The sequence below is a fragment of the Ruegeria sp. YTSA168 genome (assembly GCF_059610045.1).
This window is the reverse complement of record NZ_JBXWMW010000006.1, coordinates 129,384-153,568: the sequence shown is the minus strand read 5'-3', so window position 1 is coordinate 153,568 and position 24,185 is coordinate 129,384. Positions and strand designations below refer to the sequence as shown.

At 57.4% G+C, this 24,185-nt stretch carries 25 protein-coding genes and 1 other RNA gene; 11 read left to right on the top strand and 15 right to left on the bottom strand.

Annotated elements, in window-relative coordinates; genetic code table 11:
• Window positions 1-19 precede the first annotated feature (19 nt).
• The 5 genes from AC2FFE_RS13255 to AC2FFE_RS13235 all read right to left on the bottom strand — a co-directional run bounded on the left by AC2FFE_RS13255 (window position 20) and on the right by AC2FFE_RS13235 (window position 6,424).
• Window positions 20-1,597, bottom strand: coding sequence for an ABC transporter ATP-binding protein (locus AC2FFE_RS13255; protein WP_496819710.1), 1,578 nt, complete (start codon window positions 1,595-1,597; stop codon window positions 20-22).
• Window positions 1,594-2,700: an ABC transporter permease gene (locus AC2FFE_RS13250; protein ID WP_496819709.1), complete on the bottom strand. Its 1,107-nt coding sequence runs from the start codon at window positions 2,698-2,700 to the stop codon at window positions 1,594-1,596. Before AC2FFE_RS13250 ends, AC2FFE_RS13255 begins: the two co-directional genes overlap by 4 nt.
• Complete coding sequence (locus AC2FFE_RS13245; protein ID WP_480826413.1) at window positions 2,701-3,786, bottom strand: microcin C ABC transporter permease YejB; 1,086 nt, start codon at window positions 3,784-3,786, stop codon at window positions 2,701-2,703.
• Between the two features lie 6 nt (window positions 3,787-3,792).
• On the bottom strand, window positions 3,793-5,736 hold the full coding sequence (locus tag AC2FFE_RS13240; RefSeq protein WP_496846852.1) for an extracellular solute-binding protein: 1,944 nt from the start codon (window positions 5,734-5,736) through the stop codon (window positions 3,793-3,795).
• 175 nt (window positions 5,737-5,911) lie between these two features.
• Complete coding sequence (locus AC2FFE_RS13235; protein ID WP_496846866.1) at window positions 5,912-6,424, bottom strand: c-type cytochrome; 513 nt, start codon at window positions 6,422-6,424, stop codon at window positions 5,912-5,914.
• Between the two features lie 120 nt (window positions 6,425-6,544).
• Between AC2FFE_RS13235 and AC2FFE_RS13230 the strand changes: the two genes are divergently transcribed.
• Window positions 6,545-7,378 (top strand): prephenate dehydratase, encoded by an 834-nt coding sequence (locus tag AC2FFE_RS13230; RefSeq protein ID WP_496819706.1) that lies wholly within the window; start codon window positions 6,545-6,547, stop codon window positions 7,376-7,378.
• A gap of 10 nt (window positions 7,379-7,388) precedes the next feature.
• Here AC2FFE_RS13230 and AC2FFE_RS13225 read toward each other — a convergent pair whose 3' ends face one another.
• Genes AC2FFE_RS13225 through nudC form a run of 4 tightly spaced genes read right to left on the bottom strand, consistent with a single transcriptional unit; the run spans window position 7,389 to window position 9,929 of the window.
• The gene (locus tag AC2FFE_RS13225) at window positions 7,389-7,931 is read right to left on the bottom strand and encodes a chloramphenicol phosphotransferase CPT family protein (RefSeq protein ID WP_496846851.1); all 543 of its coding nucleotides are present in this window, start codon (window positions 7,929-7,931) and stop codon (window positions 7,389-7,391) included.
• 5 nt (window positions 7,932-7,936) lie between these two features.
• Window positions 7,937-8,410, bottom strand: a complete 474-nt coding sequence (locus AC2FFE_RS13220; protein WP_496819704.1) for a GNAT family N-acetyltransferase — start codon at window positions 8,408-8,410, stop codon at window positions 7,937-7,939.
• 33 nt (window positions 8,411-8,443) lie between these two features.
• On the bottom strand, window positions 8,444-8,911 hold the full coding sequence (locus AC2FFE_RS13215; protein WP_496819702.1) for an SRPBCC family protein: 468 nt from the start codon (window positions 8,909-8,911) through the stop codon (window positions 8,444-8,446).
• Between the two features lie 34 nt (window positions 8,912-8,945).
• Window positions 8,946-9,929: an NAD(+) diphosphatase gene (gene nudC, locus AC2FFE_RS13210; RefSeq protein ID WP_496819701.1), complete on the bottom strand. Its 984-nt coding sequence runs from the start codon at window positions 9,927-9,929 to the stop codon at window positions 8,946-8,948.
• A 180-nt stretch (window positions 9,930-10,109) separates the two neighbouring features.
• Here nudC and AC2FFE_RS13205 point away from each other — a divergent pair, with 180 nt between their 5' ends.
• The 3 genes from AC2FFE_RS13205 to rsgA all read left to right on the top strand — a co-directional run bounded on the left by AC2FFE_RS13205 (window position 10,110) and on the right by rsgA (window position 13,313).
• The gene (locus AC2FFE_RS13205; RefSeq protein WP_496819700.1) at window positions 10,110-11,987 is read left to right on the top strand and encodes a bifunctional 2',3'-cyclic-nucleotide 2'-phosphodiesterase/3'-nucleotidase; all 1,878 of its coding nucleotides are present in this window, start codon (window positions 10,110-10,112) and stop codon (window positions 11,985-11,987) included.
• Window positions 11,988-12,026: 39 nt separating this feature from the next.
• Window positions 12,027-12,125: signal recognition particle sRNA small type (ffs, locus tag AC2FFE_RS13200), an RNA gene on the top strand.
• 159 nt (window positions 12,126-12,284) lie between these two features.
• On the top strand, window positions 12,285-13,313 hold the full coding sequence (rsgA, locus tag AC2FFE_RS13195; protein WP_496846850.1) for a ribosome small subunit-dependent GTPase A: 1,029 nt from the start codon (window positions 12,285-12,287) through the stop codon (window positions 13,311-13,313).
• 31 nt (window positions 13,314-13,344) lie between these two features.
• On the opposite strand, the gene AC2FFE_RS13190 is transcribed toward rsgA, so the two are convergent.
• Window positions 13,345-14,202 carry an alpha/beta hydrolase family protein gene (locus AC2FFE_RS13190; RefSeq protein WP_496819698.1) on the bottom strand — a complete coding sequence of 286 codons (858 nt, stop codon included), beginning with the start codon at window positions 14,200-14,202 and terminating at the stop codon, window positions 13,345-13,347.
• 169 nt (window positions 14,203-14,371) lie between these two features.
• Window positions 14,372-14,884 carry a protein-tyrosine phosphatase family protein gene (locus AC2FFE_RS13185; protein WP_496819697.1) on the bottom strand — a complete coding sequence of 171 codons (513 nt, stop codon included), beginning with the start codon at window positions 14,882-14,884 and terminating at the stop codon, window positions 14,372-14,374.
• Window positions 14,885-15,057: 173 nt separating this feature from the next.
• Between AC2FFE_RS13185 and AC2FFE_RS13180 the strand changes: the two genes are divergently transcribed.
• The 3 genes from AC2FFE_RS13180 to recR all read left to right on the top strand — a co-directional run bounded on the left by AC2FFE_RS13180 (window position 15,058) and on the right by recR (window position 18,054).
• Complete coding sequence (locus tag AC2FFE_RS13180) at window positions 15,058-16,821, top strand: DNA polymerase III subunit gamma/tau (RefSeq protein ID WP_496846849.1); 1,764 nt, start codon at window positions 15,058-15,060, stop codon at window positions 16,819-16,821.
• Window positions 16,822-17,054: 233 nt separating this feature from the next.
• Entirely contained in the window at window positions 17,055-17,399 is a 345-nt protein-coding gene (locus AC2FFE_RS13175; protein ID WP_039529126.1) for a YbaB/EbfC family nucleoid-associated protein, read from the top strand.
• A 61-nt stretch (window positions 17,400-17,460) separates the two neighbouring features.
• Entirely contained in the window at window positions 17,461-18,054 is a 594-nt protein-coding gene (gene recR, locus AC2FFE_RS13170; protein WP_496846848.1) for a recombination mediator RecR, read from the top strand.
• 30 nt (window positions 18,055-18,084) lie between these two features.
• Here recR and AC2FFE_RS13165 read toward each other — a convergent pair whose 3' ends face one another.
• Window positions 18,085-18,606, bottom strand: a complete 522-nt coding sequence (locus tag AC2FFE_RS13165; RefSeq protein ID WP_496846847.1) for a hypothetical protein — start codon at window positions 18,604-18,606, stop codon at window positions 18,085-18,087.
• Window positions 18,607-18,697: 91 nt separating this feature from the next.
• Here AC2FFE_RS13165 and AC2FFE_RS13160 point away from each other — a divergent pair, with 91 nt between their 5' ends.
• Window positions 18,698-19,186, top strand: coding sequence for a hypothetical protein (locus AC2FFE_RS13160; RefSeq protein ID WP_496846846.1), 489 nt, complete (start codon window positions 18,698-18,700; stop codon window positions 19,184-19,186).
• Here AC2FFE_RS13160 and AC2FFE_RS13155 read toward each other — a convergent pair.
• The gene (locus AC2FFE_RS13155; RefSeq protein ID WP_496846845.1) at window positions 19,183-19,824 is read right to left on the bottom strand and encodes a ribonuclease T2 family protein; all 642 of its coding nucleotides are present in this window, start codon (window positions 19,822-19,824) and stop codon (window positions 19,183-19,185) included. The genes AC2FFE_RS13160 and AC2FFE_RS13155 overlap by 4 nt on opposite strands.
• Before the next feature lie 129 nt (window positions 19,825-19,953).
• On the opposite strand from AC2FFE_RS13155, the gene AC2FFE_RS13150 reads away from it, so the two are divergent.
• Together AC2FFE_RS13150 and AC2FFE_RS13145 are read left to right on the top strand one after the other, a co-directional pair.
• Window positions 19,954-20,718: a DUF1013 domain-containing protein gene (locus AC2FFE_RS13150; RefSeq protein ID WP_496819691.1), complete on the top strand. Its 765-nt coding sequence runs from the start codon at window positions 19,954-19,956 to the stop codon at window positions 20,716-20,718.
• A 55-nt stretch (window positions 20,719-20,773) separates the two neighbouring features.
• Entirely contained in the window at window positions 20,774-21,163 is a 390-nt protein-coding gene (locus AC2FFE_RS13145) for a hypothetical protein (protein ID WP_496846844.1), read from the top strand.
• A 47-nt stretch (window positions 21,164-21,210) separates the two neighbouring features.
• Here the strand turns inward: AC2FFE_RS13145 and AC2FFE_RS13140 are convergent, their stop codons facing one another.
• Window positions 21,211-22,242: a permease gene (locus AC2FFE_RS13140; protein WP_496846843.1), complete on the bottom strand. Its 1,032-nt coding sequence runs from the start codon at window positions 22,240-22,242 to the stop codon at window positions 21,211-21,213.
• Window positions 22,235-22,543 carry an ArsR/SmtB family transcription factor gene (locus AC2FFE_RS13135; protein WP_480550786.1) on the bottom strand — a complete coding sequence of 103 codons (309 nt, stop codon included), beginning with the start codon at window positions 22,541-22,543 and terminating at the stop codon, window positions 22,235-22,237. Before AC2FFE_RS13135 ends, AC2FFE_RS13140 begins: the two co-directional genes overlap by 8 nt.
• A gap of 132 nt (window positions 22,544-22,675) precedes the next feature.
• On the opposite strand from AC2FFE_RS13135, the gene pdxR reads away from it, so the two are divergent.
• Entirely contained in the window at window positions 22,676-24,136 is a 1,461-nt protein-coding gene (pdxR, locus tag AC2FFE_RS13130; protein WP_496846842.1) for a MocR-like pyridoxine biosynthesis transcription factor PdxR, read from the top strand.
• Window positions 24,137-24,185: the final 49 nt, after the last annotated feature.

Below are 24,185 nucleotides of genomic sequence, written 5' to 3'. Positions count from 1 at the left end.
AAAGCGCGCGAGGCGGGCGTCAGCCCGCCGCTGCGATCAGTTCGCGTGTATAATCTGTTTGAGCGTTTTCAAACAGGTCTTCTGCTGCGCCCATCTCGATCACATCGCCGTTGCGCATGACGATCACGTTATGCGACATCGCCCGAACGACCTTCAGATCATGACTGATGAACAGATAGGCCAGCCCGTATTTCCGCTGTAGATCCCGCAGCAGGTCGACAATCTGCACCTGCACCGTCATATCCAGCGCGCTGGTCGGTTCATCCAGTACCAGCAGCTTTGGTCGCAACACCATGGCACGCGCAATCGCGATCCGCTGACGCTGCCCGCCCGAAAACTCATGCGGATATCGATCCATCGAGGCAGGGTCCAGACCCACCTCGGTCATCACCTCGGCCACCAATTCGCGCGGCGCGCGGTGCGGGTCGACATTGTGAATGGCCAACCCTTCGGAAATGATCTGCTGACAGGTCAAACGCGGGCTCAGACTGCCAAACGGGTCCTGAAACACGATCTGCATGTCCTTGCGCAACCGCCGCAACTCGCGCGTTGACCAGCGGCGCACGTCCTGATCGCGGAACGTGATACCGCCTTCAGATGCGATCAACCGCATGATGGCCAAGGCAAGCGTCGTTTTGCCCGAACCACTTTCGCCGACAATGCCCAACGTCTCTCCAGCCCTGACACTCAGCGTGGCGTCATTGACAGCCTTCACATGCCCGACGGTGCGTTTCAGGAAACCACGCTGGATCGGGAACCAGACTTTCAGATGATCCGTGCGTGCAACCTCTTCGGCGTCCGCAGCCACTGGGTCAGGCTGGCCCGAAGGCTCAGCCTCCAATAGCTTGCGCGTATAGGGGTGTTGCGGATTGTCGAAGATCTCAGCCGTGATCCCGGTTTCGACGATCTCGCCATCCTTCATCACGCAGACTCGATCAGCAATCCGCCGCACGATTCCAAGGTCATGGGTAATGAACAGCATCCCCATATTCTCGGATTTCTGAAGTTCTGCCAGCAGTTCCAGTATCTGCGCCTGTATAGTCACGTCCAACGCGGTCGTGGGCTCATCTGCGATCAGGATGTCCGGCTTGTTGGCCAAGGCCATCGCAATCATCACCCGCTGGCGCTGCCCACCCGACAGTTGGTGCGGATAGCTGTCCAGCCGTTCCTCGGGGTCGCGGATGCCAACCTTGGTCAGCAATTCGACAATCCGAACGCGCGCTGCATCGCCCGTTAACCCCTGATGCAACGCCAGAGACTCGGCCATCTGCTTCTGGATTGTGTGCAATGGGTTCAGCGATGTCATCGGCTCCTGAAAGATAAAGCTGATGTCGTTTCCGCGTACCTCCATCAGCTTGGCATCAGACGCGCCAATCATCTCTTGCCCGTCATACCGCACGGACCCTTCCACAATCGCGCTGTCCCCCAACAGGGACACCGTCGACAAGGCTGTCACAGATTTACCCGATCCGGATTCCCCGACCAGCGCAACAGTTTCACCCCGGTCCACGGTGAACGAAACACCTTTGACCGCCGCAGAGATCTGCCCGTCCTGCCGGAACGAGACCTTAAGGTTGTTCACATCCAAAAGGCTCATGAGAAGGTCTTTCTGGGATCAAATGCATCGCGGACGCCTTCGAAAATGAAGACAAGCAGCGATAGCATGATGGCAAAGGTGAAAAACGCGGTGAAGGCCAGCCACGGGGCCTGAAGGTTCTGCTTGGCCTGCAAGGTCAACTCACCCAGAGACGGGGCCGAGGATGGCAGGCCGAAACCAAGGAAATCCAGTGAGGCCAGCCCGCCGATGGTGCCGGTTACGATAAATGGCATGAAGGTCAGCGTGGCAACCATTGCATTGGGCAGCATGTGGCGGAACATGATGGTCATGTTTCCCACGCCCAGCGCGCGCGCGGCACGGACATATTCCAGATTGCGCGCCCGCAGGAACTCGGCCCGAACAACACCCACCAGACCGGTCCAGCCGAACAGTATCATCAATGCCACCAGCAACCAGAAACTTCGGCCTAAAATGGCAAACATGATGATGATGACATAGAGTGAGGGCGTTGCTGACCAGATCTCGATAATCCTCTGGAAAATCAGATCAAGCCAACCGCCAAAGAACCCCTGAATGGCCCCCGCAAAGATACCGATCAGGCTGGCCGCGCCTGTTACAAGCAGGGTAAACAGGATCGACAGGCGGAAGCCATAGATAACCCGCGCCAGCACATCGCGTTTCGTGTCATCCGTGCCCAGCAGGTTCTGCCCGTTGGGCGGCAATGGGGCCGCTCCGGGGCGGTCGACGCTGGTGTTGTAGGAATACGGGATCAGAGGCCAGATGGCCCAGCCGCGTTCGAACCCGTCGGCCTGATATGTTCCGGCATCGATCTGTTCAATGATGCCTTCGGGATCGTCGAAACAGGCGTCCATACCACCACTGTCGATCAGGCACATGACCTCTGGGTCGCGATAAATCGCTTCGGTTTGGAAGTCGCCGCCAAATTCAGTTTCAGCGTAGAAGTTGAAGATCGGCGTATAGAAATCGCCGCGGTATTGCACCAGGATCGGTTTGTCGTTGGCGATGAACTCGGCAAACAGGGACAAGCCGAACAAGATTGAAAAGATGATCAAAGACCAGAAAGCCCGGCTGTTACGCCGAAAATTGCGCCAGCGGCGCTGGTTCAGAGGGGAGAGAGCCACTTATCCCTCCCGCTTTTCAAAGTCGATCCGCGGATCGACAAGGACGTACATCAGATCGCTGATGATCCCTACAACCAGACCCATCAAGCCAAAGATGAACAGCGTCCCAAATATCACCGGATAGTCACGCGCCACGGCAGCTTCGAACCCGAGACGGCCGAGCCCGTCCAATGAGAAGATCGTCTCGATAATGATTGATCCACCGAAGAACACCCCAATGAAAACAGCAGGGAATCCAGCGATCACGATCAACATGGCATTGCGGAACACATGGCCATAGAGAACCCGTTTCTCACTCAACCCCTTCGCGCGGGCCGTCATGACATACTGCTTTTTGATCTCATCCAGGAACGAGTTTTTGGTCAGCAGCGTCAGCGTCGCAAAGGCAGAAATGGTCAGCGCAATGATCGGCAAGGCGATGTGCCAGAAATAGTCAGCAATTTTGCCAAACAGGCTCAAGCTCTCCCAATTGTCCGAGGTCAGCCCGCGTAGTGGAAAGATTTGCCAATAGGATCCTCCGGCAAAAAGAACCAGCAGCAGGATGGCGAACAAGAAACCTGGGATGGCATAGGCGACGATAATGGTTCCGCTGGTCCAGGTATCGAAGGTCGATCCATCCTTGACGGCCTTGCGAATGCCTAAGGGAATGGAGACCAGATAGGCAATCAGGGTCGACCAAAGGCCCAGAGAGATCGACACGGGCATCTTTTCGAGCACCAGATCGATCACGCTGATCGACCGGAAGTAGCTTTCACCAAAATCCAGCGTCAGGTAGTTACCCAACATGTTCAAAAACCGCTCTAGCGGCGGTTTGTCGAAACCGAACTCCTTTTCCAGTTCTTCGATGAATTCCTTCGGCAGTCCACGGGCGCCGATGTATTCGCTGTCCGACCCAAATGTTTCTTCGGTCTGAACGTTCTCGCCCCCGGCAAAACCGGCGAATACATCACCTTCGCCCTGCATCTGAGCCAGAATTTGCTCGATCGGGCCACCTGGCACAAATTGCACGAGCGTGAAGTTCACGATCATGATGCCAAGCAGCGTTGGAATGACCAGCAAAAGCCGGCGTAGTACATATGCGCCCAAAGCCTGTTACCTCACCGCGCCGGCAGTTTTTAGTTTCTGGTATTTTTCCTCGTTAAACCACCAGAAATCAAACTGACCCACAGCCAGCGGAGGCAGTACCTCGGGATGCTCATACATGTCGTAGTAGGCGACCCAGGTATCTGAAACATATCCAGACGGTACCTGAATACGCAGGTATCTAAGGACACGATCCAGAGCTTTTAGTGATGCGATCTCTTCCTCGCGCGACTTGGTATCCAGAGCCGCATCAATGATCGCATCAACCAACGGGCTTTGCAAAGATTGCGGGTTGTAAGACGATACGACGGCGTTTTCTGATCCATACGCCTGTTTGAGACCGGTACCTGCTTCCAAGAACGGCTGGTTGCGGAAAAAGATCATGTCGAAGTCTTTATCATAGTACCGCTGAATCCACTGGGCACTGTCGATCTTTTCAACCGTGACTGAAACACCAAAGCTTTCCAGGCTTGATGCATAGGTAGTCACGATAGCCTCTGCCGTGTCCGAAGAGGACGCATTCAGCATGATCTGGATGGACATTGGATTGCCATCTGCATCCTGCAGTTTGCCCGCACCATTTACAGTCCAGCCCGCTTCGGACAGCAGTTTCAACGCGGTGCGTTTGTTCCTACGATCCACGGTACGCGATGGATTTGAGCTGTGCGCACGCACCGCTTCTTGTGTCAGAACCTCTTCGGGGACCAAATCGCCAAGTGACTCGAGGAAGGTTTTTTCAAGACCTGTCGGGACCCCCTCGGCAGCGACTTCCGAGTTTTCTGCGAAGGAATGGCGCTGTTCTGTCAGACCATATTGCAGAGATTCAGACGTCCATTCGAAGTTGAAGGCAAGCCCCAAAGCCTCGCGCACTTTGATGTCGTCAAACGGTGCCCGCGTCATATTGAAGATAAAACCCGAAGGCGATGGAGGCGACATGACCGGAATTTCTTCACGTTTCACATAGCCGTTTTGGACAGCCGGAAACTCATATCCCGTTGCCCATTTTTTGGTGCTGCCTTCGGCCCGGAAGGTGTAGACACCCGCCTTAAACGCCTCAAATTCGGCAGCATCGTCTGCGAAGTATTCGACCCGAACGGTCTCAAAGTTGTGACGACCCACATTGATCGGCAGGTCCCAACCCCAATAGTCGGGGTTGCGGCGATAGACGATATAGCGGTTCAGCTCAAAATCATCGACCACATAGGGCCCGCTGCCCATCGGAGTTTGCAAGCTCTGCTTATCCAATCGCTCGCCCGTTTTTTCGTACCAGGCTTTTGAAAACACAGGGGTCCCGCCAACCTGAGAAATCAAGGAGCGGCGCGAAACCCCATCCACGAAGTTATATTTGATCGTGTGGTCATCGATGATCTCATAACCTTCGATCCGCTGCTTCACCGCGCGGGCATAGCTGCGGATGCCTTGTTCCAGAAACAGGTCATGCGTGAACGCTGCGTCATGAGCGGTCAGCGGAGTGCCATCTGCAAACCGAGCTTCGGGGCGCATATAGAATATGCACCATTCCTTGGTGTCTGGGTATTCGACGGCCTCGGCCAACAACCCGTAAGCTTCTGTGATGGAGTCTGCAGGCGTCGCAGATCCAAATGGGCTTTCGCCAAACATGCTTTCCGCAATCAGCCCCGAATACCGCCCGGCTTTGCCTTGCCAGTTGAACCGGTTCATCCCATCGAACGTGCCGCGCGTTGAAACCGATATATGGCCCCCGACAGGAGCATCCGGGTTCACATAATCAAAATGTTTGAAGTCAGGTGGATATTTAAGGTCACCAAAGAACGAATACCCATGTGCCCGAATGATGGTCTCTGCTTCAGTACCAGCGGCCAAGACGCCGCCGAGCCCGGGGGCGGTTGCAGCAACTGCCGTACCGCCCAATAGCTGCAGCGCGGTGCGCCTGTTCATACGCGCCTGCGTTGGTATCGTGCTTTTGCGTGTCATCCCCACCTCTCCTACAAACCTGTCAACGTCTTGATGCGTCTCAGCCTAGCTAAAGGCCTAGAACACACAGTTTCAAGTTTAGAATGCATGAGCGTATTGTGAAGTAATCCTCACGCAAAAATTAAAGCCGCTGCAACAGGCAGCGGCTTTCACGAGTTTTTGATCTGTCAAAGGATCAATTGCCGATGGTCTGCAGATAGGCAATCAAATCTGCGCGATCTTGCGGCTTTTTCAGGCCAGCAAAGCTCATGGATGTGCCCGAGATATAAGCGCTTGGGCGCTCAAGGAAGGCATCCAGCGCTTCGGGCGTCCAGTTGCCACCATGCGCTTGCATCGCTGCCGAATAGCCGGTGAACCCTTTGGCCGTTGCAACAGGGCGGTCAACCACAGCATACAGATAGGGGCCTGTTCCGTTCGCTCCGTCTTCCAGCTTGTGACATGCGGTGCATTTGCGGAACACTTTGGCGCCCTTGTCGACATCGGCTGCGGCCAGCAGGTCTTCGAAGACCAATTCTTCGCCATTCGCGCTTTCGCCCGCGCTTTCGGTTTCGATAATGTAAGCGGCTTCCGCCTCGCCATGACCACCGGGCGAATACAGGATATCCGCGCCCCATTTAGCCAGAAGAAGCACCAGGAAAGTGCCGAACAGGCCTGCTGAGGCCTTGGTAACTGTCATCGTGTCGAACATTGATCGCGTGTCCATTTCAGCTGTCTGCGCAGGTGTCTAAGGCTTCCCCTGACGAGAGGCAAGGTATAGACACCGCGACTAAACGCCCAATTCAAGAACTTGTTGCACGGAATCGACCAAATGACCAATCGCATTGCATTTCAAGGGGAACCCGGTGCCTATAGCCACGAGGCCTGCCGCAATGCGCGGCCGGATATGGAGGCGTTGCCCTGTCGGACATTCGAGGATGTGATCGAATCGGTTCGCTCGGGCCAGGCCGATCTGGCCATGCTGCCGGTCGAGAACACCACGTATGGGCGCGTGGCCGACATTCACCGGCTTCTGCCCCATAGCGGCCTGCACATCATTGATGAGGCGTATGTGCGGGTTCACATCAATCTGCTTGGTGTCCCCGGCGCCAAACTTGAGGATGTGACCGAGGCGCATTCCCATCTGGTTTTGCTGCCTCAATGCGCCACTTTCCTGCGCGAACATGGCATTCGGGGCCGCGTCAGCCCTGACAACGCCCGCGCCGCACGTGAAGTCTCTGAGGCTAACGATCCGCAATCAGCCGCATTGGCCAGCGAACTGGCCGCTGAAATCTATGGCCTGGACGTGCTGGCGCGCCATATCGAGGACCACGGCGACAACACAACGCGGTTTCTGGTTATGTCACCCGAGGCTGATACTTCGCGTCGTGGTGACCATGAGATGATCACCAGTTTCGTCTTTCAGGTCCGCAACATTCCCGCTGCTCTCTATAAGGCCATGGGCGGGTTTGCGACCAATGGGATTAACATGACCAAGCTGGAAAGCTATATGGTTGATGGCTCGTTCACAGCGACCCAGTTCTACGCCGATATCATGGGGCATCCGGACGACCGGAATGTCCAACTGGCAATGGATGAGCTGCAGCACTTTACGACCAATGTCGAGATTCTGGGGGTCTACCCGGCCGCCCGGCCCAGAGGCTGACAACTACTCGCTAGGTTGTGGCGTCCGAGAACTCGGACCGGCGTTCACCGCTGCGCCATGTGGCGAGTATGGCATCAACGCATAGATCGGTTCCATCGGTCGAGGTGACCTCAAGATCGTATCGCCTGCCGATGTGGATCGTAGCTTGATCCCGCGCGGCGCTGCCCAATGGGCGGTCCCCTCGTCGACGCTCACGCTCGGTTAGTACCGGCAAAGGGCAATGGACCGCGACAAACAGCACATCATGAGCTCTGAACAGGAACTGAAGCTGCTCCGCCCAACCCGGTGTATCCAGGATATGCTCAAGCATCAAATGATTGCCCGCATCCGCATAAGCGGCCACCGACCTGTGGAATCCATCAAAGAATGCGGCCCGATCCGAGGGCCAATTAAACTCTTCTGCGCGATACCGATCCAAAGGCAGCACCCCGGCATCCCGAAGATGGTCGATCGAGATATGCCAGAACGGCAGTTCTATCTTCTTCTGAAGTGCGCGGGCGATTGTGCTCTTGCCACTACTCGATGCGCCATGAAGGACAATGATATGAGACATGCGTATCAGACTAACAGAGTATAGGCTTTCGACACCCCACCATCGAGCTGTCGATAGGTTCGGAACCCCATCGCGTCATAGTAGGCAAGGCCATCCTCGTTATCCGCACCAATCGTAGCGTCGATTGACGTCAACCCGAAAGTGCGAGCAGCATTCAGCGTCTGGGCAAACAATCCACGCCCAATGCCGCGTCGTGCGGCTGATGGCCGGATATGAGTGCCAATGATGCCCCAACCGATCGCGACATCGTACGGATTGTTTTTGGCGGCATATCTCAGCGACTGAAACCCAAGAATCTGCCCGCTTTGATTAACGGCAACCGTGCAGCGAATACTGTCAGGATGGGTGATATAGTGACCCAGAACAAACTCGGCTGTTGCTGGCGCCTTGCGCTTTCCCGCCTCAAAGATGTGCTGCAAGACGCTTGCGATACCCTCTGCGTCACCTTCTCGCGCAGGTCTGTACAAGATTTCGCTCAAATCCCTGCCCCTAACTGCCCGCAGCAACCAACATTATGCCCCGTGCTTGTAACGTTGCTCCAACTCGCGCGCGAATTCAGCCAGCCGTAGTTGAAATTGCTTGCGGAACCGCGCTTGCCCCAGCTTCATGGATTGCAACAGCAACCGCGCGGGCAGGGATTTCGCGCTCAGCGACATATCCACGCTCAACCGGGTCCTACGCTGCGACAGCGCAAGCAGATCAATTGTCGTAACGCCTGCCATCCCCTTGCTGTTGGCCTCAAACCGCATCTGCGCCGGGCGTTCACAATCTGTCATGACGACGGTCATCTGGCGCGCTTTGCCACGCAGTTTGAATTCAGTGTCCCAGGTAGTACCTGCGGCGGGCGGTATATCTTGCGTCACGCGCCGCACATCGATGCCACGCCGCATCGCCATCCGCTCGAACCGGTCGAAATCGGCGACCATTTCGAACACCGAGTTTATCGGGGCTTCGATATCTTCACGTGCTGAAAACTGCATTTCGGCCTTTGCTGTGCTTTTATCTAGTTTTTCGTCAGTCTATGGTATCTGCAAGCCAGTTTCGTAAAAGGAAATGCGCGATTGCACCTTTTCGGGCGGGCAGAAGCTTGGGGTGATCTCCGGCAAAGGCCTGCATCATTTCGGTTTTGGTGACCCAAAGCGCGTCCTCGATTTCAACCGGGTCAATCTTGATGTCACGCGACAGTGCCTCTCCCGCGCAGCCAAACATCAGCGACGACGGAAACGGCCAGGGCTGGCTGGACAGGTACGAGACGGCGCCCACCGGCACTCCTGCTTCCTCCATCACTTCGCGGCGCACGGCGGCTTCCAGCGTTTCACCCGGCTCAACGAACCCCGCGAGTAGAGAATACATCCCTTCGGGCCATCCAGGCGACCGGCCCATCAGAACCGCATCGCCATGGGTGATCAGCATGATGACAACCGGGTCGGTGCGTGGGAAATGCTGGGCCCCGCAAGACGGACAGCTGCGTTGCCACCCTGCCTGCGCGATCTGAGATAGCACACCGCATTGGGCACAGAACTTATGCGTCTTGTGCCAGCCAACAACGGACTTGGCGGTTGCAGCCAACTCGGCATCGCGGTTTGAAAGCCGGGTCATGATCCGGCGCAGCTCAGCGAACGCAGTGCCCGCGGGCAGGTCGGGATGTTGCTGTTCAGACCGATCAACAAACGTATCAAGGCCGGTCAGATCCTGCCCCTCGGCTGCCCAGCCCGAGATATCATAGGCAAAGATCGGTGCGCGCGCTTCTTCCAAACCCAAAAGGATCGGGGCAGAGATAATCCCACCCGGTCCGTTTTGAATCACAGGGTGTGACATTGGAAGCCTGACAAGCTGATCCAGCGCCTCACCCTGCACCAGCAGTTTTCCGCGCCACAGCAGGACACAGCGCGCCTTTGTATCATCGTGCGCTTGTTGCAGCTGTTCTGCATCAGATCGCAGCTCGGCGGCTCGATTCAGGCCCGAACCACCAAAAGTCACCAGTTCTGCGTTTTTCATTCATTGTCCCTTGGGCTTTGCTGACAGGGCTGCCACGGCAACCGGAATGTTGCAATGCCATTTCTTGGCGCGCGCCTGACCCTGCGACAACGCAGTGGTTGATACGCCTAAAAATATGTGCATTAAATCTACTAAATGTTGATTTTGAATAATATTATCGCCCAAAAGTAGTAGTTCAGAGTGAAAACAAGACCAGTTTGTACAGGTCAGACTGAAAGCGCAGACGTGAAAATTCGTATTCTTGCGACAACCGATCTGCACATGAACCTGACCGGTTTCGACTATTACTCCGACCTGCCCGATGTTTCGGTCGGGCTTACGCGCACCGCCAACCTGATCAACTCCGCGCGTAAATCCGCAGGTAACGCAGTTGTCCTGTTGTTTGACAATGGGGATGCGCTTCAGGGCACTCCGCTTGGCGACCGGGCAGTGCAAGACCAAGACCCTAATCCGATGATGCAGGGCTTTGCCGCTTTACAGTACGATGCGATAGGTCTGGGTAACCACGACTTTGGCTTCGGACTGGATGCTCTGGACCGCATTCTTGCCGACGCGCCCTGCCCGGTTCTGTGCAGCAATATGCACCCTGCCAAAGGCATCAGGACGCGCTGGCAAGGCCACACGATCTTTGACCGAACCGTTTTGTGGGACGGGCAAGATATCCCGCTGCGCATCGGTGTTTTTTCGGTTCTACCGCCGCAGACAATCCAATGGGAGGCCCATCACCTAAGTGGGATGGTCGCCGCCGAAGGCATGCTCGACGCGGCCAAACGCGCAGTACATACCTTGAAATCGGCGGGATGCGATCTGATCATCGCCTTGGCGCATTCAGGTATCGAGCAGGAAGACGACGCCCCCGGGTCTGAGAATACGGTGATCGCACTGGCAGATCTTAAGGGCATAGATGCCCTGATCGCAGGACATACCCATTTCACGCTGCCCGGCCCAAGCCATAGCACCATGCCCCATGTCGATCACGACGCCGGGCTGATCCATGGCAAACCTGTGGTCATGGCTGGATCCGCGGGCTCACATCTGGGACAGATTGATCTGCATATGACGCATTCAGCCGATGTTGGCTGGGCCATTATCGCGCAAAGCGCAAAACTGCATGCGGTAAGCGCGGCCTCCGAAGATGATGAAGTGCCGGAAGATCCCGAACTGGTCGCGCTCTTTGCACCAATCCACTCTAAAACCCGCGCCGAGATGGCGAAACCGGTGACTGAAATCTCACAGCCCTTGCACAGCTATTTCAGCTTTTGCGCCCCGGATCAGGGGCTTGCACTTGTTGCTGTGGCTCAGGCGGCAGGCCTAAGGCCATATTTAGCTGGCTCGGCACTGGCAGATCTACCAATTCTATCGGCTGTCTCTCCTTACAAGTGTGGTGGTCGATCTGGCCCTCGCTTCTATACCGACGTCCCCGCAGGTGAGGTTTGCCTGCGCCACATCGCCGACCTGCATATTTTCCCCAATGAGCTGCGCGCCGTCAGACTCACCGGAGCACAGGTTCTTGACTGGCTTGAGATGTCGGCCGGCGTTTTCCAACAGTTACAAGGCGATGCCGCATGCGAACTGATTGATCCAAGCCGCGCAGGGCATAACTTTGACGTGCTGTTTGGGCTGACCTACCAGATCGATCTGTCACAACCAGCGCGATTTGACCGCCAAGGGCAATTGCTAGGCCAAGACCATCGGCGCATACGCCAGCTGCGCATTAACGGGTCTGACCTGCGGCTCGAGCAGGAGGTCATCGTCGCACTCAACAACTATCGCGCCAGCGGAGGTGGGTATTTCCCCTTCGTCAATGAGGCGCATGCCATCAACTTACCGCCATTGGATATCAAACGGGTCCTGCGCGACTATTTGATTGGCGATCTGCCCGCCGATCCGCTGGCGCAGACACCCTATCCTTTTGCACTTGCCCCCCAAGACGGGGCAAAGGCGATCCTGACCACCGGACCTGGCGCGCTGAAGTATTTGGCGGAGCTAGACATATATGAACCACAAGTTCTGACCCCTGATCCCTCAGGTTTTGAACGCATTGAGTTAACTCTCTGACGGGTTGCCATTTGCAGCGGGCTTGCCTATATCAGGCCCTGAGAGGTTGGCGCGGGCGAGCGCCTCGCCAACCTGGTCAGGTCCGGAAGGAAGCAGCCACAACGAGCCCCGCTTGGGTCGATGTCCAACCTCTCACTGATCGCAACCCACAAGCCGCGGGAGGGCTTTTATGAGTGTAGCAAAACCCCTTCAGGCAGCGTGGTTCTGATCACCATCTAACCAACTGCCTGAACACATCGCCGCCGGATGCGCGTTTGCCATCTGGCCGCCATGCTGTTTCTGAACATAGGCAGATCAATGTCTCATACACTTTCGGACCTTGGATGGTCCTCTCATTTTGCCGCGCAAAGCGTGGATGACCCTAGTTGTATCCCCTATCGCATCTCAGCGGTGCATCGTGATCGTCTGATCGGGCTGTCAACTGCAGGCGAAGTGCCACTTATCTCACCTTCTCGTTCAACTGGCGACTTTGCAGTGGGCGACTGGGTTCTTGCTGATCAGGATCAGCGCATTCAGCACCTGCTGTACCGGCGCAGCCTGCTGCAACGCCGTGCCGCTGGCACGGGGGCCGAAGCGCAGCTGATCGCTGCAAATGTGGATGTGCTGTTCATCGTCACCTCATGCAATGCGGATTTCAACCTGCCCCGGCTGGAGCGATATCTGGCGCTTGCCAATCAGGCCGGGTGCTATCCGGTCATCGTGCTGACCAAAGCGGACCTGTGTGCTGATCCCGACGCGGTTCAGCGCCAGGCACAGGAACTTGGGCCTTTCCTGACCATTCTGACCGTCAACGCGCTTGATCCTGCGGATATAGGATCCGTCCTCAGCTGGTGCCCCACCGGACAGACGGCTGCTCTGGTCGGCTCGTCCGGCGTTGGCAAAACCACGCTGGCCAACGGGATGACCGGTCAGGCCGAGGCTACCGCAGGCATTCGCGAGGATGACGCCCATGGGCGTCACACCACAACTGCTCGTGCCCTGCATCCTATGCGAAACGGGGGCTGGCTGATCGACACACCGGGCATGCGCGCGTTGCGGTTGCTTGACGCGCAGGAGGGGGTGGATGAGGTCTTCTCGGACATTCTCGACCTTGCGCAAGGGTGCCGGTTCTCGGATTGTCAGCATGATCAGGAACCGGGATGTGCCGTGCAGGTTGCGATTACCGATGGCATACTTGATCCCGCGCGGCTGGATCGATGGCGCAAGCTGCGGCGCGAGGATCAGAGGAACTCAGAAACCATCGCCCAATCCCGCGCACGTGACAAAGCCTTCGGAAAGATGGTCCGGTCGGTTGTGAAAGGCAAAAAGCACCTAAAAGGTCGATGATCAAATCAGGGGCGTTGCGCGATCGACGCCCCTACTCAATCAGACGCGGCCAAACGGCCGCATTACGCCGCGCAAACGCGCCAATATGACCGATCTCCTTAACCCCGAAATCACGTGCAGACAGCACATGGCGTCGCGCCTCGGAGCCATAAAGATCGGCCAGTCCCCAGACCGCCTTAGGTGGAACGGTCTGATCATCATCGCTGGTGAACAGATCCACCGGGACACCCAGTTCCGCCCAGCGCGCTTGTGGCAGGTCTTGACCCATCTCGGGCAGATAGCTGCGCGGTGCGGTACACCACCTGCGCCATTGCCAATAGACAGGCCCCGGCAAATCAGCCCCAAACCCGATCGCCTTGCCCGGCAGATACCCCAGCGCCTTCACCAGCAAAGGCACATGCCCACGCCAAAACGTCCAGGCCAGCCCTTTGTACGGCCAAGGATGATCCGACAAGGTGACCAGCCCCGAGCAGACACAGATCATACGGTCGATCTTGTCGATGTCCGGCTGTATTGGCCCCAGCATCCCACCAACCGAATGACCAATTGTCCACTGATTGGCATCAGGAAAACGCCGCCGCATCTCGGCCCGTGCGGCTGGCATGTCGATCAAGGCCCAATCGGCCATTGTGACCTTAGAATCTCTCAAACGGCCCGTGCATGAATGGCCAAAATCGCTATAATCATAGGTCAAGCAGGCAATGCTGCGTTCTGCTGCCAACCAGCGCGCAAAGTGTTGATAATAGTCACGCGGCACACCCGTTGCGCCGTTTAACACAACAACTGTTTCGGGTTCGACTACGGGGCAATACAAGCGCGCCGACAACATCGCTGATCCGGATGGGAACCGAAAGTCTTCAACCGTCGCTGCCTCGTGCGTGTCTAACATCGCGTCTTCGGGTGCTTTCTGAACCGATCAGTTTACCGAATTAGAAAGCACAGCAAACCTTGTTCGAGTCAACCCGAGGGCTACTTGACCAAACGTCCACCTACGCAACACCATACATCTGCCCTACGTTGCAAAGATACCGCTATAGACCCTCAGGGGTGCTACCGGATCACCCCGAACGCAGTTCGAGTACGTCAGTGGTCGCGCGTGTAGCCCAGCTCATCTGTTCGTTGGTCTCCACAGCGCACGGACGCAGCGCCCGTAAGCGGGCCAACGCTTGATCAAAACGCTCACCGCATTCGATCATCAACCGCAAAACTACCATTCCGGACCGCCCGCACCCGCCCCGACAATGAACCAACACTCGGCCACCCCCGGACAGCGCATGTCTCGCTGCCGCGCTGACGGCAACCCACTCATCATCGATATTGGACAAAGGAGCTCCATAGTCCTCGACCGGCAGATGCACCCACCGGCTGGCACGCCCCTGAATATCACTGCCAAAGGTTTGGGCTCCGTCCTGAAGCATCTCAACTTCCGTCGTCATCGAGATCACAAGCCCGGGTTTCCAGTCAGATATCCTGTTCAGATCATCGGCATAATCGCCACCTCGACCCGGCAGTGATGTCAACGCAAGCGTGCCGCCCCCGACTTGCAAAGCATAGACCACTAGCTGAGACATCAACGACCTCCTCCCAAATACGCACCTGTTCAATAGTTGTATTTCTACAAATCTGAGACCTCAGTTTACGCATATCCCGATTCGCTCCAAACCAAATTTCCTGAATCGCGCTGTGGACGCGGACAGCAGCGGCCACTACGCTGTGTCGACGCCCCGAATCCGCCAGAGCAGACATGACCGAAACAGACAGCCCCGCCTATCAGGTTCTCGCCCGCAAATATCGCCCGGAAACCTTTGCGGATCTGGTGGGGCAGGATGCGATGGTCCGCACCCTGAAAAACGCGTTCGAAGCCGATCGGATTGCACAAGCCTTCGTTATGACCGGCATTCGCGGGACGGGTAAGACCACCACGGCCCGGATCATCGCCAAAGGCATGAACTGCATCGGGCCGGACGGCAATGGCGGCCCGACAACCGAACCCTGCGGCGTCTGCGAACACTGCACCGCGATCATGGAAGGCCGTCATGTCGACGTGATGGAGATGGACGCCGCCAGCCGCACCGGCGTCAATGACATTCGCGAGATCATCGACAGCGTCCGCTATCGCGCCGCCTCGGCCCGCTACAAGATTTATATCATTGATGAGGTTCACATGCTCTCGACCAGCGCCTTCAACGCGCTGCTCAAGACGCTTGAGGAACCTCCCGCACATGTCAAATTCATCTTCGCCACCACCGAGATCCGCAAGGTCCCGGTGACAGTTCTGTCTCGCTGCCAGCGCTTCGACCTGCGACGGATCGAACCAGAAGATATGATCGGCTTGCTCCGCAAAATCGCGGCTGCCGAAGGGGCTGAGATTGCCGAGGACGCATTGGCATTGATCACCCGCGCGGCCGAGGGGTCAGCGCGGGATGCAACCTCACTTCTGGATCAGGCGATCTCGCACGGGGCTGGAGAGACGACAGCGGATCAGGTGCGCGCCATGCTTGGCCTTGCGGATCGTGGCCGGGTTCTGGACCTGATGCATATGATCCTGCGCGGCGATGCCGGTGGCGCGCTGACCGAACTCAGCGCGCAATATGCCGAAGGCGCCGATCCACTGGCTGTGCTGCGTGATCTGGCTGAGATCACCCATTGGGTGTCGGTCGTGAAAATCACGCCGGACGCAGCAGAGGACCCAACCGTATCGCCTGACGAACGCGCGCGCGGCCAGCAGATGGCCGAGGCCCTGCCCATGCGCGTGCTGACCCGGATGTGGCAGATGCTGTTGAAAGCGCTTGAGGAGGTCTCGGCCGCGCCAAACGCGATGATGGCAGCCGAAATGGCCGTGATCCGCCTGACCCATGTGGCCGATTTGCCCAGCCCGGAAGAATTGATCAAACGTCTTCAGGATGCACCGCCACCGCCCATGGGCGGACCGGGAGGCGGCGCACCTGCCCACAACAATGGCGCAGCGCCGGTAGAAGCGCGCGGTCCGATGCCCACACATCACCAGCCCACCGCGCGCAGTTCCGGGGGCGCACCGGTCGCGGCGCTGGCGCAGGATGTGCAGGCGGCACTTGCGCGGTATCCAACCTTTGACCATGTGGTCGAGCTGATCCGGACCAACCGCGATGTCAAACTTCTGGTCGAGGTCGAAAATGGTGTTCGCCTGGTTTCGTACCAACCCGGCCGAATCGAGTTCTCACCCGCACCTCAGGCCCCGACCGATCTGGCCCCGCGTTTAGGTTCGGCCCTGCAACGCTGGACGGGCAACCGCTGGGCCGTTTCAATTGTGTCGGACGGAGAGGCGCCGACCATTGCCGAAATTCGCGACAAAGCCGAATTTGCACTGAAGGAAGAAGCCTCTGAGCACCCTCTGGTCCAGGCCGTGTTGGCGCAGTTCCCGAAAGCCAAAATTACCAAAATCGAGACCCCCGAACAACGCGCCGCACAGGTGGAAACCGAAGCCCTGCCTGAGGTAGAAGACGAATGGGACCCGTTCGAGGAGGATTGATTGTGGCTCAAAAGCCAATACTCCCGCGCCCGTCACGGGCCATCGGCTGACGCCGATACCCCTGAACGGCCTTGGGCCCGGCAGCGCACGGGCAAAGCCCGTGCGCTGCCGGGCCCAACGGGAGGAAAGGTCTTGCCAAAGACCTTGACGACGGACGGGAGGTTTTCTGCCCCCTTGTACCGCAACCACACCCCCCGTATTTAAGCATCAAACAGAGATACAGGAGACTCTAAATGCTCAAAGGACTAGGCGGTCTGGGCGATATGGCCAAGATGATGAAATCGGCTCAGGACCTGCAGACCAAAATGACCGATATGCAGGAAGAGCTGAACACCATCATGGTGGTTGGTGAATCCGGTGCAGGTCTGGTCAAGGCAACGGCCACAGCCAAAGGCGAGCTCAAAGGGCTGGATATCGACCCGTCGATCTTCAACGGCGACGACAAAGAAGTGGTCGAAGATCTGATCCTGGCCGCGATAAAGGACGCACAGACCAAAGCAGCTGAGCGCTCGCAGGCCGAGATGGCCAAGCTGACCGAAAGCATGGGCCTGCCCGCGGACATCAAGTTACCGTTCTGATCTTTATCTTTTCGAATACACTTCCGCCGGAGGCCTCCCCCGGCGCCAGACAGGACAGGCCGTGAGTTCAAACAGCGACATCGACAATCTGATCGACCTGATGGCCAAATTGCCGGGCCTCGGCCCGCGTTCGGCCCGTCGCGCTGTGCTGCACCTGATCCGCAAACGCGCCCTGTTGCTGACGCCTTTGGCGGACACGATGCAGCAGGTCGCCGCCACCGCCCGCGAATGCCTGAATTGCGGCAATGTCGGCACAACCGATATCTGTGACATCTGCAATGACGAGGCCCGCGCGACCGGAGAGCTCTGCGTGGTCGAAGATGTCTCGGACCTCTGGGCGATGGAGCGTGCGGGGGTGTTCAAGGGTCGCTACCATGTTTTGGGCGGTACGTTGTCGGCGCTTGATGGCGTGGGCCCGGACGAATTGCGCATCCCCCGGCTCAAAGACCGCGTCGTGGCCGAAGAGATCACCGAAGTCATTTTGGCCCTGAACGCCACCGTAGATGGCCAGACCACCGCCCACTACATCGCGGATCAGTTGGAAGGGCAGGTGCGTCTGACCTCACTGGCGCAGGGTGTGCCGATTGGGGGCGAGTTGGATTATCTGGATGACGGGACGATTACGGCGGCGTTGCGGGCGCGGAAGGAGTTGTAGTTCTCTCTATTGCGTGCTGCTTTGCTAAAATTAATCTCTGACGATGTCACAGATCTCTAACCAATCCTTTGGAAGGACATTGACAGCGACGTTGTTCGGCAGTTGATAAAACGACATGCTCCGGTAGCTCCATGCATATGGAACACAGTCCTTTAGGGCGGCCCCGTGCAAAAAGAACTGTTCCTCTCTGGGAGCATTCCGGAGTGTCTGAAGAAAAGAGTTCCTGAGTTCCATATCTGGGCCGAAGGCACGAATCTCCTTTGCCCTCCAAACGCTTGCGCAAGCCCCGACCAGCGCCGTGGAGAAACCCATCGCAAGAACAATGAAAAACGGAATTGTTACGTAAGACTTGACCCCAAGCCGCCCTAGCAATGCGGCGATCAAGAAACCAAGTACGGCACCAAGGTAAACGAGGACTAACCAAAATGCGATACCCGGTCTGCCGCCCCAAATCATAAGCAAAGCAATTGGTTGAAAGGTATCACCAAACAGAACCCTCCCCATTGCGGCATATGCAACAAGGCTAAAAACGATGGTCAACAGGAATTTCATCGGAACCAAACCCTACCTGCGCTTAAATCAAATTCACGCCTTTGTAATTCAATAAACTTTCAATACAGTCATCCAGCCGAGGACTCTATCCATGACCCGCCTTTTCGCCCTTACCTTCGCAGCCTTCACCGCAACGACCGCCTTCGCGCAAAACCTCATCGACAAAGGTTTCGTCGAAGGCTGGAACATCATGATGGACCCCGCGCTTGGGAATGGGTGCCTGATCCAAACCGTGTATCAGGACCTCTCGGTCGTGCGGCTGGGCTATGATGCGTTGGACAATCGCGGGTATTTTACTGTGTTCAACAAGGCTTGGGGCGAGATTGAGCCGGGGCAGAGCTACCCAATCCGGTTCGAGTTGGACGGCAAGAGTTTTGACGCCACCGCCATCGGGTTCAAACAGGACCGCGTGCCGGGGGCGACGGTGTTCTTCACTGACCGTACCTTCGTGGCGGCGATTGCGCAGAACAAGACGATGACCGTGTTCAACCCCGAAGATCAGCCGGTGATGGCGATTGATCTGACAGGCACCGCAAAAGCGCTGGAATACGCGCGCGAGTGTCAGAACAAAGAGCTTTAACGAATCGGGTCAAACACCGCGTCGGTTGCCTTGCAATCGCGGATCACGTCCCGTCCGCAGGGAACCGGGGCCAGATCACGTGACAGGCACAGGCGAACCTCTTCGATGTAACCCTGCTTGCAGGTCACGGTGATCATGTCGCGCTCTAGCCCGGGATTGGCCTTTAGGAACGCCTCTTCGACCACTGCGGCGGGCAGTTTCACGGTTGCGTCCAGTTGGCGGAAAACACTGGGGCGTTCAACACGGCTATAGGCCTCGCGCGATAGGGCGAAATACGCGGGCACAGAGAGGCCCGAGCAGGTGCCGTGTTTCTTCCACTGATGCCAGGCCAGGCCGGAACTGCCCTGAATATCCTCCATGTCTCGGGTCATCCCTCGCGATGGCGGAACTTCGGTCGTGCGGCAGTACGACGGCCAGCCCTGATGGAACTGCGGCCAGAGCCCATGCAGGACCCAACCGTGGTCATGTCGCGCATCACACTGATCCGACCCGCGCGCGTCCCCTTCGCGGGCGCACCAATTGGGCGACCAGCTGAGCGACAGAACATAATAGTCAAATTCGCCCGCCTTCTCGCCCTCGGCCTGAACAGCCACAGCGCCGATCAGCGCGAAAACAAAGCCCAAAACCCCTTGGCGCATTCGCCTCTTCCCTTCTTGTACTGGCGCGACTATATACGGGCCAAGTTCCCCGACAACGGAAACCTGCCCCAAAATCCGGGGCCGCCGAATTCCGGCGACGGGAAAGATGTATGTATAGGAGACGGGCTGATGGCAAAACCGCTTATGGCCAAGGCAACCGCCGTATGGCTGGTGGACAACACCACGATCAGCTTCAAGCAGATCGCGGATTTCGTAGGGATGCACGAGTTGGAAGTGCAGGGCATCGCCGATGGTGATGTAGCCACTGGTGTGAAGGGCTTCGACCCGATTGCCAACAACCAGTTGACACAGGAAGAGATCGACACCGCGCAGAACAACCCGCTGCACAAGCTGAAGCTCAAGTTCAACCCGTCGGCCACGGGCGAGGAAAAGCGCCGCGGCCCGCGCTACACCCCGCTGTCCAAGCGTCAGGACCGTCCGAACTCGATCCTGTGGCTGGTCAAATTCCACCCCGAACTTACTGATGGACAGATCGCCAAGCTGGTTGGCACCACCAAGCCGACCATCCAGTCGATCCGCGAGCGGACGCACTGGAATATCGCCAACATGCAGCCCGTCGACCCTGTTGCTCTGGGCCTGTGTAAACAGTCCGAGCTGGACGCAGTGGTTCAGAAGGCGGCCGCGAAGAAGGCGGCCGAAGGCGGCGTCATGAGCGATGACGAGCGCCGCAAGCTGGTCTCAACCGAGCAGTCGCTGGAAATGGACGCTGCACCGAAAATCCCGACGGCGATTGAAGGTCTGGAAACGTTCTCTCTGTCCGATGATCCGGAAGGTGAGGCAGAAGACAGCGATCCGATCGTGGATGCTGACAGCTTCTTCAACCTGCCCAAAGGCGGCGGTGACGAAGAAGATGAAGACGATCAGCGCCCCTGATGTGTTGGCCGCCTCGGTCTAAACAGGCCGGGGCCTTCTTTCCAACGGAAGCCTTATGCTTAGCGTACTTTCCGCCATTTTTGGCCCACACAACGCCGTTTCGATTTATGCGTTCCTCAGGACATGGGGCCTGGGTCTGGCTGCGGGCGTTGGGATGATCGCAATCGTATCCACGCTGTTCTTGTTGGGCGGAGATGGCGAGCACGAGCATCATTCGTTCATGACTGTCCCGGTCCTGTCCGCCACCGCGATCAATGGTGACCTCAGGAATGGCGTGATTGCATCGGTTCGGCTGCCGGATGGTACCGCGGCCTCGATCACGTCGACCGAGGCCCCGATCTCTCAGACGGTTGGCACCAGCGCCTGTATCGAAAAACGCATCTATGTGGACAGCGGAGAGCCCAGATACCGTTTCAAACTGCCAAAGTTCTGCGACGCAAGCTGACTTGAATGGAATTGAAACCGCCCGGCCATTGTGCCGGGCGGTTCCCTTTAGAGGGCCTGGAACACGATCCCGGCGACGATTGCACCGCCAACACCGAGGCTCAGATAGGTGGCAAAAACACGCGGTTTCACCAGTGACCAGACCGCCGCCATCGCAGGGATCGAGCTCACAGCACCCGCGACCATGAACGACATCGCAGCGCCTGCAGTCATACCTTGCTCCATCAAACCCGCCAAAAGCGGTGGCGCAACGTAGGAGTTCAGGTAAGCAGGCATGCCAACCAGTGCCGCGATCACGATGGGCAGCACGCCTTCGCCACCAACAACGCGGGCAATCAGGTCTGCAGGCACGTAGCTAACCAGCAGCGCCTCAAGCACGTAGGCAAGCGCCAGCCATTTCAGCAGAAAGATGCCATTGTGCAGAAACTCGGCGCGGAAACGCTGACGTCGTTCGGGTTCCTGCCAGAACTTCCAGACCGGCTTGTCGTCCATCTTGGGCCCGCAGCCGCAGCATCCCGCCGGTTTGTATTCCCGCAACGGCTGGGAAAACGCCCCGCTGCGCATCAGAAAGCGGACGGCGAAACCGCCGAACAGGCCCAGCGCTACGGCTGCCACTGCCTTGCCAATGGCAAAGGGCCAACCCAATGCGCTTGCCGTAATCAGCAACGTCGGCGGGTCGATCAGCGGCGAGCTGAGCCAGAACGCCATCACTGCCGACAAAGGGGCACCCAAAGCCAACAGACCGGCGATAAACGGAATAACCTCGCAGGAACAAAACGGCGCGAGACCACCGAACAGGGCCGCCAGAAAGATCATCCGTGTTTCGCGCCCTTCAAAGGCGCGCGCCACCATAACTTCGGCCCCTGTAGCCTTGAGATACGAGAGAAGCAAAACGGCGAACAGGATGTATTGACCAGTATGTGCAAGCGCTTTGACCGCAAAGGTCACAACCTCGCCCCAGTTACCCGGATCCAGAATCGCCACCAATGCCAATATGGCGACGATCAGTGCCCAGGGCGTTTTGATCAGGTCAAACACGGCCTTAGATGACAGTTTCGGATTTTGTGTTAACTCAGCCATCGTTTGCGGCCTTTCCTACCTCATCCACGCAGCATTCGCTGAGAATGAATTCTGCCAGATTTCTCAACTCATCAAAGCAGGCGCGGTTGATCGTACTGCGTCCGATCTTCTCCTGCTCGACCACGCCACCGGCAGCCAGAAACCGTAGGTGATGGGCCAGCGTCGATGGTGCAATCCCGGTACGCGACTGGATTTCACCAACCGTCAAACCAGTCTCACCCGCACGGACGAGTGTTTTCAGAACCTGTAGCCGGGCCTCGGAGCCCATGGCCGAGAATCCTGCTGCTGCGGTTTCCCACATCTGACTTCTCCATTAAACTAATTTTCTAGTTATTTAGTTTGATTCGAGCTGCCCGTCAATCCACTGCTAGAAATTTCAACAAATAGAGTAAGTCCAGATTGCACCATCCTTAAGTCCAACCTATAAGCGCCTATGGCCATCTCGATCGACACCTTCTTCCTTGAGCTCAATGGGCAAGGCACCCTGCAGGCACAGATCCAGCAGATGATCGCCGAAGGTATTCTGTCAGGTCGGTTCCATGTCGGAGAGAAACTGCCATCTTCCCGGAAACTGGCCGCACATCTGGGCGTCAGCCGCATCACCGTGACGCTGGCCTATACTGAACTGCTGGCCAACGACTACCTGACTGCGAAAGGCCGATCCGGATACTACGTGTCCGAGAATGCGCCAGTACCGCCAAAATATACGCCAGTACAGCGCAACGAAGAAACCATTGATTGGAACAGCGCCTTGGCCCGTCGGTTTTCAGGCGGGGATTTGTTGTCCAAACCCGCTGATTGGCGCGATTACCGATATCCATTCATTTACGGGCAGGCCGACCGAACCCTATTCGATCATGCCAACTGGCGGCTCTGTGCTGTTCGCGCGCTTGGGCATAAGGACTTCGCTTCGTTAACAGCTGATTACGTGGATCAGGATGATCCGCTGCTGGTGGAATTCATTGCCCGCCACACCTTGCCCCGCCGTGGCATTGCTGCCAGGCCCGAAGAGATTTTGATTACCATGGGCGCGCAGAACGCGCTTTGGCTGGCTTCACGCGTGTTGCTAACCCATCATCGCACCGCGGTAATCGAAGACCCATGCTATTACTCGCTGCGCAACCTGCTAGACCATTGGGACTGCGATATAACGGCCCTTCCCGTCGACCGGGACGGCCTGCCCCCAGATCAGTTGCCCGAAAACACTGATGTGATCTTCACAACCCCCAGCCATCAAAGCCCGACCACCGCGACCATGCCCATTGCGCGCCGACACAAACTGCTGGAACGCGCGCGCGAATTGGACGCGATGGTGGTCGAAGATGACTATGAGTTCGAGATGGCCTTTCTTGGCGCGCCCTCTCCGGCGCTGAAGTCGATGGATCGGGATGGGCGCGTGATCTATGTGGGCAGCTTCTCAAAATCTCTCTTTCCAGGATTGAGACTGGGTTACATGGTCGGGTCCGAGCCCTTCATCCGAGAAGCGCGCGCCCTGCGATCCATGGTGTTGCGCCACCCGCCGGGACACATCCAACGGACTGCGGCCTATTTCCTGTCGCTGGGCCACTACGACGCTCAAATCAGGCGCATGTCCAAAGCACTGGCAGATCGGCGGGAGGCGCTCGACAAAGCCGTCGAACACCACGGGTTGACCGTTGCCGGGCGAGGCATCATGGGCGGGTCATCGCTGTGGATGTCGGCGCCTCGACATGTCGATACCACCCGGCTTGCACAAAAGCTGCAGGGACAAAGCGTGCATATCGAACCTGGCCTGCCCTTCTTCTCGGGGCCGGAGCAGCCGCAGAATTATTACCGCCTCGGATACTCTTCGATTCCAGAGGACCGGATCGAACCCGGGATAAAGCTGATCGCCGAGGCGATCCGGGCCATCTGACAACCGACTGGACCTAGTCCGCGCTGCGTTCTGGACCTAACGCCACCCT

Coding starts and splice junctions, on each gene's coding strand:
- AC2FFE_RS13255 (WP_496819710.1), bottom strand. CDS start 1,597: ATGAGCCTTTTGGATGTGAACAACCTTAAGGTCTCGTTCCGGCAGGAC.
- AC2FFE_RS13240 (WP_496846852.1), bottom strand. CDS start 5,736: ATGACACGCAAAAGCACGATACCAACGCAGGCGCGTATGAACAGGCGC.
- AC2FFE_RS13235 (WP_496846866.1), bottom strand. CDS start 6,424: ATGTTCGACACGATGACAGTTACCAAGGCCTCAGCAGGCCTGTTCGGC.
- AC2FFE_RS13230 (WP_496819706.1), top strand. CDS start 6,545: ATGACCAATCGCATTGCATTTCAAGGGGAACCCGGTGCCTATAGCCAC.
- AC2FFE_RS13225 (WP_496846851.1), bottom strand. CDS start 7,931: ATGTCTCATATCATTGTCCTTCATGGCGCATCGAGTAGTGGCAAGAGC.
- AC2FFE_RS13215 (WP_496819702.1), bottom strand. CDS start 8,911: ATGCAGTTTTCAGCACGTGAAGATATCGAAGCCCCGATAAACTCGGTG.
- nudC (WP_496819701.1), bottom strand. CDS start 9,929: ATGAAAAACGCAGAACTGGTGACTTTTGGTGGTTCGGGCCTGAATCGA.
- rsgA (WP_496846850.1), top strand. CDS start 12,285: ATGTCTCATACACTTTCGGACCTTGGATGGTCCTCTCATTTTGCCGCG.
- AC2FFE_RS13190 (WP_496819698.1), bottom strand. CDS start 14,202: ATGTTAGACACGCACGAGGCAGCGACGGTTGAAGACTTTCGGTTCCCA.
- AC2FFE_RS13185 (WP_496819697.1), bottom strand. CDS start 14,884: ATGTCTCAGCTAGTGGTCTATGCTTTGCAAGTCGGGGGCGGCACGCTT.
- AC2FFE_RS13180 (WP_496846849.1), top strand. CDS start 15,058: ATGACCGAAACAGACAGCCCCGCCTATCAGGTTCTCGCCCGCAAATAT.
- AC2FFE_RS13175 (WP_039529126.1), top strand. CDS start 17,055: ATGCTCAAAGGACTAGGCGGTCTGGGCGATATGGCCAAGATGATGAAA.
- AC2FFE_RS13165 (WP_496846847.1), bottom strand. CDS start 18,606: ATGAAATTCCTGTTGACCATCGTTTTTAGCCTTGTTGCATATGCCGCA.
- AC2FFE_RS13160 (WP_496846846.1), top strand. CDS start 18,698: ATGACCCGCCTTTTCGCCCTTACCTTCGCAGCCTTCACCGCAACGACC.
- AC2FFE_RS13155 (WP_496846845.1), bottom strand. CDS start 19,824: ATGCGCCAAGGGGTTTTGGGCTTTGTTTTCGCGCTGATCGGCGCTGTG.
- AC2FFE_RS13150 (WP_496819691.1), top strand. CDS start 19,954: ATGGCAAAACCGCTTATGGCCAAGGCAACCGCCGTATGGCTGGTGGAC.
- AC2FFE_RS13145 (WP_496846844.1), top strand. CDS start 20,774: ATGCTTAGCGTACTTTCCGCCATTTTTGGCCCACACAACGCCGTTTCG.
- AC2FFE_RS13140 (WP_496846843.1), bottom strand. CDS start 22,242: ATGGCTGAGTTAACACAAAATCCGAAACTGTCATCTAAGGCCGTGTTT.
- AC2FFE_RS13135 (WP_480550786.1), bottom strand. CDS start 22,543: ATGTGGGAAACCGCAGCAGCAGGATTCTCGGCCATGGGCTCCGAGGCC.
- pdxR (WP_496846842.1), top strand. CDS start 22,676: ATGGCCATCTCGATCGACACCTTCTTCCTTGAGCTCAATGGGCAAGGC.